Genomic DNA, 9,524 nt, shown 5'->3' on the forward strand with positions numbered 1-9,524 from the left:
CCACTATTCGGACATTCGCCGCAGGTGCAACATTTTGAGGCTGTTGAACTCACGCATCGCGTAACAAAGTAGTGAACTCACTACATTTGCCTCGACGACAAAAAACCGCACATACCGATCGCGACAATCAAACGGGAAGGCATGGAACCGGCGTTCGCGGGATGGTGAACAAATGCCTGCGTATGGTTCCCATCGTCACAAGACTTCGTCTACAAGCAACCTTTGCGTGTTGCGATTAAGTTAACGCAAAGGCATTTCCCAGCAATACGCCCTTTTTTTGGGCAAAGATTGACCGCAATGGTTGGCCAGCGCGCTCAATCCTTTACATTACGATACACATTTACCGTAGCTCGACTCATGCAGGTTAAACTCGCAATAATTGTCGTGGAATCCGATCGCGACCGAGCGCTTCTGATCGTGGATAGCCTGCGTGAGACCGGTGATTGCGATCTCCATGTCATATCCGATCCGACTGGCCTTGCGCGGCAAATAAAAATGCGCGATCCGGATATTGTGCTGATCGATGTCGCCAATCCATCCCGCGACATGCTGGAGGAGCTTGCTCTTGCATCGGGTCCGCGGGATCGGCCAGTTGCGATGTTTGTAGACCGCTCGGAAGTGGGGCTTTCCACTGCCGCGGTTGAGGCCGGGTTGTCGGCCTATGTGGTGGACGGGCTTCAGCCTCAGCGTATCAAACCGGTGCTGGAAGCTGCAATCGCACGGTTTCGCATGTTCCAACGGATGCGAAAGGAACTGGCGGAAACTAAACGCGCGCTGGAAGAGCGCAAGGTCATCGATCGCGCCAAAGGGCTGATCATGAAGGCCCGTAGTGTCAGCGAGGATGAGGCTTATGCCATTCTACGCAAGGCGGCGATGGATCAGGGCAAACGCGTGGCCGATGTGGCCGAGGCGCTGATTACAGCTGTGGGGTTATTGTCATGAGGGTGACGTCGCTGAATGTGGGCTTCATGCCGCTGGTGGATGCCGCCCCCTTGATCATGGCGCAGGAGTTGGGGTTTGCTGGTGAAGAGGGGCTGTCTCTGGATCTTGAACGTGCTCCCTCTTGGTCGACCCTGCGCGACATGCTGAGTTTTGGGCAGCTGGATGCGGCCCACATGCTTTCTCCAGTGCCGGTGGCCGCGGCGCTGAGGCTGGGCGGCAATGGCGTGGCGCTTGCGGCAGTTTCGGTATTGTCGGTGAACGGCAACGTAGTCGGTGTCAACCAGGAACTGACCGAGCGTCTGAAGAGCGCGGGGCACGACTTTGCCTTTAGCGACGCCCGGGCCGCCGGACAGGCGCTGATCACAGCAATGGACGGGGAGTTGCGCCTTGGCGTGCCTTTCCCGTTTTCAATGCATGCCGAACTGGTGCTCTACTGGCTTTCGGCGCTGGGGCTGACCGCCCCGGACAAGGTCAAGATCCGTACGGTGCCACCACCGCTGATGGCTGATGCGCTGAAGAACGGTGAGATCGACTCTTTCTGCGTCGGAGAACCCTGGGGGTCACGAGCAGTTGAGTTGGGGGTTGGCAGCTTGCTGTTGCCCGGTAAGGCGATCTGGGCCTTCGCCCCGGAAAAGGTACTGGCTACTCGCCAGAATTGGGCCAACGACCACGAAGACCTGTGTCACCGGCTGATCCGTGCGGTCTGGCGCGCGTCGCGTTGGCTGGCGGATCCGGTATCACGGACGCTGACGGCCGAGGTATTGGCCCGTCCGCATTATCTGGATGTTCCTGCGGAGCTGATCGACCGCGCACTGACCGGGCAGATGGTGATTGGCGGGACCGGCGAAATCCGTGAAGCGCCCAGGTTCGTTGAATTTCATGCCGGCGCAGCCAATTTCCCGTGGCGCAGCCAGGCCGAATGGATCGGCCGGCAGTTGGCCAGTCGCAATGGGTTCGACCTCGATGTTGCGGGCCAAATTGCAAGCACAGTGTTTCGCAGCGATCTCTACCGGGCCGCGCTTGGTCCGACAGCAGCGGATTTGCCCGGTGCCTCATCGAAGGTTGAAGGCAGCCTGAGCCATGATTCCGCGGTGGCCTCTGCCAGGGGGCAACTGATTCTGCCGCCTGATGCGTTCTTCGATGGGCTCATTTTTGAACCAATTGCACATTAATGCCCAATTTTTGTGCGAACACGTCCAATAGCTCGCTGCAATGCGGCAATGATAATGCTGCGCCCGCAAATAAAGTGGCGGCGGGCCAAACTGATCTGTAGGTTTCAACTACTGGCAGGCAACGGAGCCTGCCCCCGAGACACTCCCTAAGACAGGGATTTTCTGAGCAAAGCCGCTCGACCTCTTCGCCGTTTTTACCGGCGAGGTGCGTCAGCGGCTTTTGTTGTTTTCCGCGCCCCTGAGGGCTCCGGATCGAAAGGGAAAGACCATGAAAACACTCCTCCTCAGCCTCGTGGCTTCGACGGCGTTGACCGCCCCGACCTTCGCCGAAATGCTGGATCTGGAAAAGGATGAACTGACCTTCGGGTTCATCAAACTGACCGACATGGCGCCGCTGGCAATTGCCTATGAAAAGGGGTTTTTCGATGACGAGGGCCTGTTCGTCACGCTTGAAGCCCAGGCCAACTGGAAAGTGCTGCTGGATGGCGTGATCGACGGCACGCTGGATGGGGCGCATATGCTGGCCGGGCAGCCGTTGGCCGCGACCATCGGTTACGGCACCGAAGCGCATATCGTCACGCCTTTCTCTATGGACTTGAACGGCAACGGCATTACCGTTTCGAACGAAGTTTGGGAGATGATGAAGCCTAACCTGCCCGTCGATGCGGAAGGTAAGATCTTACACCCGATTTCCGCGGAATATCTCAAGCCCGTAATCGAGGATTTCAACGCCAATGGCAAACCCTTCAACATGGGTATGGTATTTCCGGTTTCGACCCACAATTACGAGCTTCGCTACTGGCTTTCTGCCGGTGGAATCAACCCCGGATATTACAGCCCAGACAATGTGACCGGTCAGATCGGGGCCGAGGCGCTGTTGTCGGTGACCCCACCGCCACAGATGCCCGCCACGCTCGAAGCTGGCACAATCTCGGGCTATTGCGTGGGCGAGCCGTGGAACCAGCAGGCAGTGTTCAAGGGCATTGGCGTGCCGGTGATCACCGATTACGAGCTTTGGAAGAACAACCCCGAGAAGGTTTTCGGCATCACAGCCGAATTCGCCGAGCAGTATCCCAACACTACACTGGCCGTGACCAAGGCGCTGATCCGTGCCGCGCAGTGGCTGGATGAAAACGAAAACGCCAACCGTCCTGAGGCGGTCGAAATCCTCAGTCGCCCCGACTATGTCGGTGCCGATTACGAGGTAATCGCCAATTCGATGACCGGCACTTTCGAATACGAAAAGGGCGACAAGCGCGACGTACCCGATTTCAACGTCTTCTTCCGCTACAACGCGACCTATCCTTACTATTCGGACGCCGTCTGGTATCTGACTCAGATGCGCCGCTGGGGGCAGATCGCCGAGGCCAAGCCGGACAGCTGGTATGACGAGGTCGCCAAGTCGGTCTACAAACCAGAGATCTATCTGGAAGCCGCCAGGCTACTGGTCGAAGAGGGCCTTGTGAGCGATGCCGATTTCCCTTGGGACAGCGACGGTTACAAGGCACCGACTCCGGCCGAGGATGTCATCGACGGCATCACCTATGACGGCAAGGCGCCTAACGCATATCTCGAGAGCCTGCCAATTGGCCTAAAGGGCACGCAGACTGTCACCGGAAACGGTGTGCAAGGCTGACCCTTCCCAACCCAAAGACACGACAGCGGGCGGTACAAATCCTCCGAGCAGCATTTGCCGCCTTCGTTTCAACCGCCAAGGAAAATGATCATGACTGCCATCGACCCAAGCAGCCTGAGTCCGGAAGCCGATCGTGAAGCGCGCCGCGCCCGGCTTTTCACCCGGATCAACAAGGCCGATTCCTGGTTCCAGGTTCTGGGCCTGGCCTGGATCACCCCGATACTCCGGGCCGCCACCGGCGACAACCCAAGAGCGCAAGTCGGGGAAATCTGGCGCCTACTGGTGGTGCCGCTGCTGGCGATCACCGTGTTCCTGGTTTTGTGGGGAACCTTGGCGCCCAAGGTGCAAACCTCACTTGGCGCCATCCCCGGCCCGGTGCAGGTCTGGCAGGAAGCGGTCAACCTGCATAAGGACGCCCGCGCCAAGGTTGCCAAGGAAGCTGCACATTACGAGCGGGTCGAAGAGCGCAACGAACGACTGATTGCGCAGGGTAAGTCCGACAAGGTCAAGGACATCCCCTTTACCGGTGCCCCGGCCTACTACGACCAGATCTGGACCTCGATCAAAACAGTCTTTTTTGGCTTTCTTCTGGCCTCGCTTGTGGCGATCCCGCTGGGGATCATGGCGGGCCTGTCACCAGTCGCCAATGCCGCGATCAATCCACTGGTACAGATCTTCAAGCCAGTGTCGCCTCTGGCCTGGTTGCCTATAGTGACCATGGTCGTTTCGGCGATCTACACCACAAGTGACGGTTTGTTCGCGAAATCCTTCCTGGTATCGGCAATCACAGTGACGCTCTGCTCGCTCTGGCCGACGCTGATCAACACCTCTTTGGGAGTGGCCTCGATCGACAAGGATCTCGTGAGCGTCTCCAGGGTTCTGAAAATGTCCACCTACAACAAGATAACCAAGCTGGTGCTGCCGTCGGCGCTGCCGCTGATCTTCACCGGCCTGCGCCTCAGCCTGGGTGTCGGTTGGATGGTGCTGATCGCTGCCGAGATGCTGGCACAGAACCCGGGTTTGGGCAAATTCGTCTGGGATGAGTTTCAGAACGGCTCCTCGCAATCTCTGGCCAAGATCATTGTCGCGGTACTGACTATCGGGCTGATCGGCTTCCTGCTCGATCGCGTGATGTACGCACTGCAGTTGCTCTTTACATTCTCGAACAATCGGTGAGCGCCATGAGCATTTTAACGTTCGATAATGTCAGCAAAGGCTTCGGCGAGGGCACGGCCCGCACCGAGGTGCTGCAAAACATCTCGCTCGATGTCGCCGATGGAGAGTTCCTGGCAATCCTCGGATTTTCCGGAACCGGGAAGTCAACGCTGATGAACCTGATTGCGGGGCTGGAGATGCCTGACAGCGGGTCTGTCAGTTTTAAGGAAATGCCAATCACCGGTCCGGGGCCCGAGAGGGGGCTGGTATTCCAATCCTATTCGCTGATGCCCTGGCTGAAGGTGTTGGGCAACGTGATGCTGGCCATCGACTCGGTTTCCCCCAAGCTTTCCAAGGCAGAAAAGGAAAACAAGGCCGCTCACTACATCAATATGGTCGGACTTGGCCACGCCACTTCACGCCGCCCGGCGGAACTGTCGGGTGGGATGCGACAACGGGTGTCGGTGGCGCGCGCTCTGGCGATGGATCCCGAAATGTTGCTGCTGGACGAGCCGCTTTCGGCGCTTGACGCGCTGACCCGGGCAAACCTCGCGGATGAAATCCTGGATATCTGGGAGAAGGACAAGAAAACCTGCATCCTGATCACCAATGATGTGGACGAGGCGATCCTTCTGGCCGACCGGATCGTGCCGCTGAATCCCGACGGCACCTTGGGCACACCAGTCACCGTCGCCATTCCCCGCCCGCGCGACCGGTCGGCGATGAATCACGATGCAACCTTCAAGGCGTTGCGGGCCGAAGTCACGTCTTACCTGATGGACGTCGGGATCAAGGGCAAAGTCGAAGGCTCGCGCATCCTGCCGGACGTAACCCCTATCCACGGTGTGCCGAAGGCAGTGCAGAAGGCTCAGGAAGGTCTGATCGACGAGCGGTTTCTCGATTTCTCGCAACTACACAAGATCTATCCAACCCCCGAGGGTCCGCTGACCGTGGTCGAGGATTTCAACCTCAAGATCAATCGCGGTGAATTCATTTCACTGATCGGCCATTCGGGCTGCGGCAAGTCCACGGTGCTGACCATGGCCGCCGGCCTGAACCCGATCTCCAAGGGCGCGATCAAGCTTGACGGTCGACATGTCGAAGGCGCCGATCCCGAGCGCGCTGTTGTGTTCCAGTCGCCCAACCTGTTCCCCTGGCTCACCGCCAAGGAAAATGTGGCAATCGGGGTCGACAAGGTCTATCCGCGCGCTTCGGTCGCGGAGCGTCAGAATGTTGTGGAATACTACCTCGAACGTGTTGGTTTAGCAGAAGCGATGGACCGGCCCGCCCATGCCATGTCTAACGGGATGCGCCAGCGTGTAGGCATCGCCCGCGCCTTTGCATTGTCACCAAAGCTCCTGCTTCTCGATGAACCCTTCGGCATGCTCGACAGCCTGACCCGCTGGGAGCTGCAGGAGGTACTGATGGAGGTTTGGTCGCGCACCAAGGTGACCGCAATTTGTGTAACCCACGATGTGGACGAGGCGATCCTTCTGGCCGACCGCGTGGTGATGATGACCAACGGTCCACGAGCCACCATCGGAAAGATCACCAATGTCGATCTGCCGCGCCCGCGTACCCGCAAGGCGTTGCTGGAACACCCCGATTATTACGCTTACCGGCAGGAAGTGCTCGATTTCCTCGAGGAATACGAACACGGGGCAAAACCCAAGCCCCAGGCCGAACAGTCGACCCAAAAGGCCGCCAAGGCCATTGCTGCGGAGTAATGACAATGAAACAGAAACTTGTGGTCATCGGTGCCGGTATGGCCTCGGGCCGGGTGCTGGAGCACCTGACCGACGCCGCCCCCGATGCCTATGACATCACCCTTTTCAACGCTGAGCCGCGCGGCAATTACAACCGCATCATGCTGTCGCCGGTGCTGTCGGGGGAAAAGTTATATGAAGAGATCGTCACCCATGATGACAATTGGTATGCGGATCGCAGCATAAACTGCCGTTTCGGTGAGCACGTGGTAGGTATCGATCCCGAGATGAAGGTGGTCGAGGGGCAGAACGGCCATGTACCCTATGACAAGCTGGTTATCGCCACCGGCTCCGCGCCGTTTATCATTCCGGTGCCGGGGCATGATATGCCCAATGTTATCAGCTATCGCGATCTCGATGACACCAACGCGATGATCGACGCCTCTGCCAAGGGCGGCAAAGCGGTGGTCATTGGCGGTGGGCTTCTGGGGCTGGAGGCGGCGGCTGGCCTGACGGAACGCGGCATGGATGTGACGGTGCTGCATCTGATGGGCCACCTGATGGAACGGCAACTCGACGAATCCGCTGGGTTCCTATTACGCAAGGATCTCGAAGCGCGCGGTATCACGGTGATGACCCAAGCCTCGACCAAGGCGATCCTTGGCGAGGAACGGGCCGAAGCAGTGCTGCTTGAAAGCGGAGAGGTTCTGGACGCCGAACTGGTGGTCATGGCCGTTGGCATCCGGCCCGAGACACGGCTTGCCACCGATGCGGGACTGGACGTTGCCCGCGGTATCGAAGTGAACGCACAAATGCAGACCAGCGACCCGGATATCCTGGCGGTTGGCGAATGCGTGGAATTCGACGGCCATCTCTTCGGGCTGGTCGCGCCGCTCTATGATCAGGCAAAGGTGGTCGCGCAGACCCTGCTGGAGGAGCCGGAGGTCTTTGTGGTCAAGGAGTTGGCGACCAAGCTGAAGGTAACAGGCTGTGATCTGTTCTCGGCGGGGGATTTTGCCGAGGGCGAAGGGCGCGAAGACATCGTGTTCCGCGACCCGGCGCGCGGGGTCTACAAGCGACTGGTGCTGGAAGACGACAGGCTGATTGGTGCAGTGATGTATGGCGACACGACCGACGGCAATTGGTTCTTCGGGCTGATCAAGGACGGCACCGATGTCGAAGAGATGCGCGACACGCTGATCTTCGGCCCCGCTTACCAGGGAGGCGCTTCTGCGGACCCTCTCTCAGCCGTTGCAGCCTTGCCGCCTGAAGCGGAGATTTGTGGCTGCAACGGCGTTTGCAAAGGAACCATTGTCGAGGCGATCAGCGGTGGCGCGACCGATCTGGCGGCAATCCGTGCCGAAACCAAGGCCAGCGCCTCCTGCGGGACGTGCACAGGGCTGGTGGAACAGTTGCTTCAGGTCACGCTGGGCGACGAATTCCAGATGCCCGCCGCGCAGCCGATCTGCGGATGCACTGATCTCAGCCACGAGGACGTGCGCCGCTTGATCAAGTCGAAGGAGCTGAAATCGCAGCCTTCTGTGTGGCAGGAACTGGGCTGGACCACGCCCAATGGCTGTCATGTCTGCCGCCCGGCGGTCAATTTCTATCTGTTGGCCGACTGGCCGCTCGAATATCAGGACGACCCGCAAAGCCGCTTCGTCAACGAACGTAAGCACGCCAATATCCAGAAGGACGGCACATTCAGTGTCGTGCCACGGATGTGGGGCGGGATTACCAACGCGACCGAGCTGCGCGCCATCGCCGATGCTGCTGACAAATACGCTGTGCCTACGGTCAAGGTCACCGGTGGTCAGCGGATCGATCTGCTGGGTGTTCGGGGGGAAGATCTGCCCCATATCTGGGCCGATCTGAACCGTGCCGGGTTGGTGTCGGGCCATGCATATTCCAAGGGATTGAGAACGGTAAAGACCTGCGTCGGTACGGATCATTGCCGGTTCGGAACCCAGGATTCGACCGGCCTGGGGATCAAGCTGGAACGCGCACTCTGGGGTAGCTGGACGCCGCACAAGGTCAAGCTCGCAGTCTCGGGCTGCCCGCGCAACTGCGCCGAGGCGACCTGCAAGGATGTGGGCGTGATCTGCGTCGACAGCGGCTATCAGGTGGGTGTCGCGGGCGCGGCCGGCATGGATGTGAAAGAGACCGAACGTCTGGCCGATGTCGCGACTGAGGAGGAAGCGATCGAGATGACTATCGCCTTCGTCCAACTTTATCGCGAAAACGCGAAGTACCTCGATCGCGCGTATAAGTGGGTCGCCAAGGTGGGGCTCGACTGGGTGCGCGAACGCGTCGTCGACAACCCCGAAGAACGCAAGGCGTTGGTCGAGCGTTTCGAACTGTCGCAATCCATTTATCGCAAGGACCCCTGGGCCGAAGAAGCCGAAAAGGCGCAAACCTATGCGCCCCTTGCCGATCTTACCTTGGAGGCAGCAGAATGAACTGGATCGACATCGCGTCAATCGACGACATCCCCCTGCGGGGCGCCCGCGTCGTCAAGACCCCGGTTGGCTGCATCGCGCTTTTCCGCACAGACGTGGCAGAGATCTATGCCGCGTCGGACAGCTGCCCCCACAAGAGCGGGCCGCTGAGCGAAGGCATTATCCACGGCCAGAGTGTGACTTGCCCGCTGCACAACTGGGTGTTCGATCTGAACACAGGCGAGGCGCAGGGGGCTGATGAAGGCCGGATCGAGACCTATCCGGTGCAGATAGAGGCTGGCCGAGTGCTACTGGACGGTACGCTCTTCGGAAAAAGGAGTGCCGCCTGATGGACGGAAGTGCGCTTCCCGAGATCCGCTCGACCTGGACCTGTCCCGTTTTTGTGCCGCCCCAAGTGCTCGTTTAAGCCACTTTCCTTTCGAATGCGACAGGGCTTTTCCAGCCCAATGCTGAG

Annotated in this window: 7 protein-coding genes; all 7 read left to right on the forward strand. The window is 59.2% G+C overall.

From position 1 onward, the window contains the following. Window positions 1–357: 357 nt before the first annotated feature. The 7 genes from ACR0J7_RS19450 (at window position 358) to nirD (ending at window position 9,399) form a co-directional block, all read left to right on the forward strand. Window positions 358–942 carry an ANTAR domain-containing response regulator gene (locus ACR0J7_RS19450; protein ID WP_480915342.1) on the forward strand — a complete coding sequence of 195 codons (585 nt, stop codon included), beginning with the start codon at window positions 358–360 and terminating at the stop codon, window positions 940–942. Next, window positions 939–2,114, forward strand: a complete 1,176-nt coding sequence (locus ACR0J7_RS19455; RefSeq protein WP_480900868.1) for an ABC transporter substrate-binding protein — start codon at window positions 939–941, stop codon at window positions 2,112–2,114. Before ACR0J7_RS19450 ends, ACR0J7_RS19455 begins: the two co-directional genes overlap by 4 nt. A gap of 268 nt (window positions 2,115–2,382) precedes the next feature. Continuing rightward, window positions 2,383–3,750, forward strand: a complete 1,368-nt coding sequence (locus ACR0J7_RS19460; RefSeq protein WP_480915343.1) for a CmpA/NrtA family ABC transporter substrate-binding protein — start codon at window positions 2,383–2,385, stop codon at window positions 3,748–3,750. A gap of 90 nt (window positions 3,751–3,840) precedes the next feature. After that, complete coding sequence (locus ACR0J7_RS19465; RefSeq protein ID WP_480915345.1) at window positions 3,841–4,926, forward strand: ABC transporter permease; 1,086 nt, start codon at window positions 3,841–3,843, stop codon at window positions 4,924–4,926. A 5-nt stretch (window positions 4,927–4,931) separates the two neighbouring features. After that, window positions 4,932–6,632, forward strand: a complete 1,701-nt coding sequence (locus tag ACR0J7_RS19470; RefSeq protein WP_480900863.1) for an ABC transporter ATP-binding protein — start codon at window positions 4,932–4,934, stop codon at window positions 6,630–6,632. A 5-nt stretch (window positions 6,633–6,637) separates the two neighbouring features. After that, complete coding sequence (gene nirB / locus ACR0J7_RS19475; RefSeq protein ID WP_480900861.1) at window positions 6,638–9,070, forward strand: nitrite reductase large subunit NirB; 2,433 nt, start codon at window positions 6,638–6,640, stop codon at window positions 9,068–9,070. Further along, on the forward strand, window positions 9,067–9,399 hold the full coding sequence (nirD, locus tag ACR0J7_RS19480) for a nitrite reductase small subunit NirD (protein ID WP_480900859.1): 333 nt from the start codon (window positions 9,067–9,069) through the stop codon (window positions 9,397–9,399). The genes nirB and nirD overlap by 4 nt, the downstream gene beginning before the upstream one ends. Window positions 9,400–9,524 lie beyond the last annotated feature (125 nt).

It is taken from the genome of Ruegeria sp. O4 (genome assembly GCF_056535125.1).

Excerpts from the sequence above, each read along its gene's own strand:
- ACR0J7_RS19450 (WP_480915342.1), top strand. The coding sequence starts at position 358 with ATGCAGGTTAAACTCGCAATAATTGTCGTGGAATCCGATCGCGACCGA.
- ACR0J7_RS19455 (WP_480900868.1), top strand. The coding sequence starts at position 939 with ATGAGGGTGACGTCGCTGAATGTGGGCTTCATGCCGCTGGTGGATGCC.
- ACR0J7_RS19460 (WP_480915343.1), top strand. The coding sequence starts at position 2,383 with ATGAAAACACTCCTCCTCAGCCTCGTGGCTTCGACGGCGTTGACCGCC.
- ACR0J7_RS19465 (WP_480915345.1), top strand. The coding sequence starts at position 3,841 with ATGACTGCCATCGACCCAAGCAGCCTGAGTCCGGAAGCCGATCGTGAA.
- ACR0J7_RS19470 (WP_480900863.1), top strand. The coding sequence starts at position 4,932 with ATGAGCATTTTAACGTTCGATAATGTCAGCAAAGGCTTCGGCGAGGGC.
- nirB (WP_480900861.1), top strand. The coding sequence starts at position 6,638 with ATGAAACAGAAACTTGTGGTCATCGGTGCCGGTATGGCCTCGGGCCGG.
- nirD (WP_480900859.1), top strand. The coding sequence starts at position 9,067 with ATGAACTGGATCGACATCGCGTCAATCGACGACATCCCCCTGCGGGGC.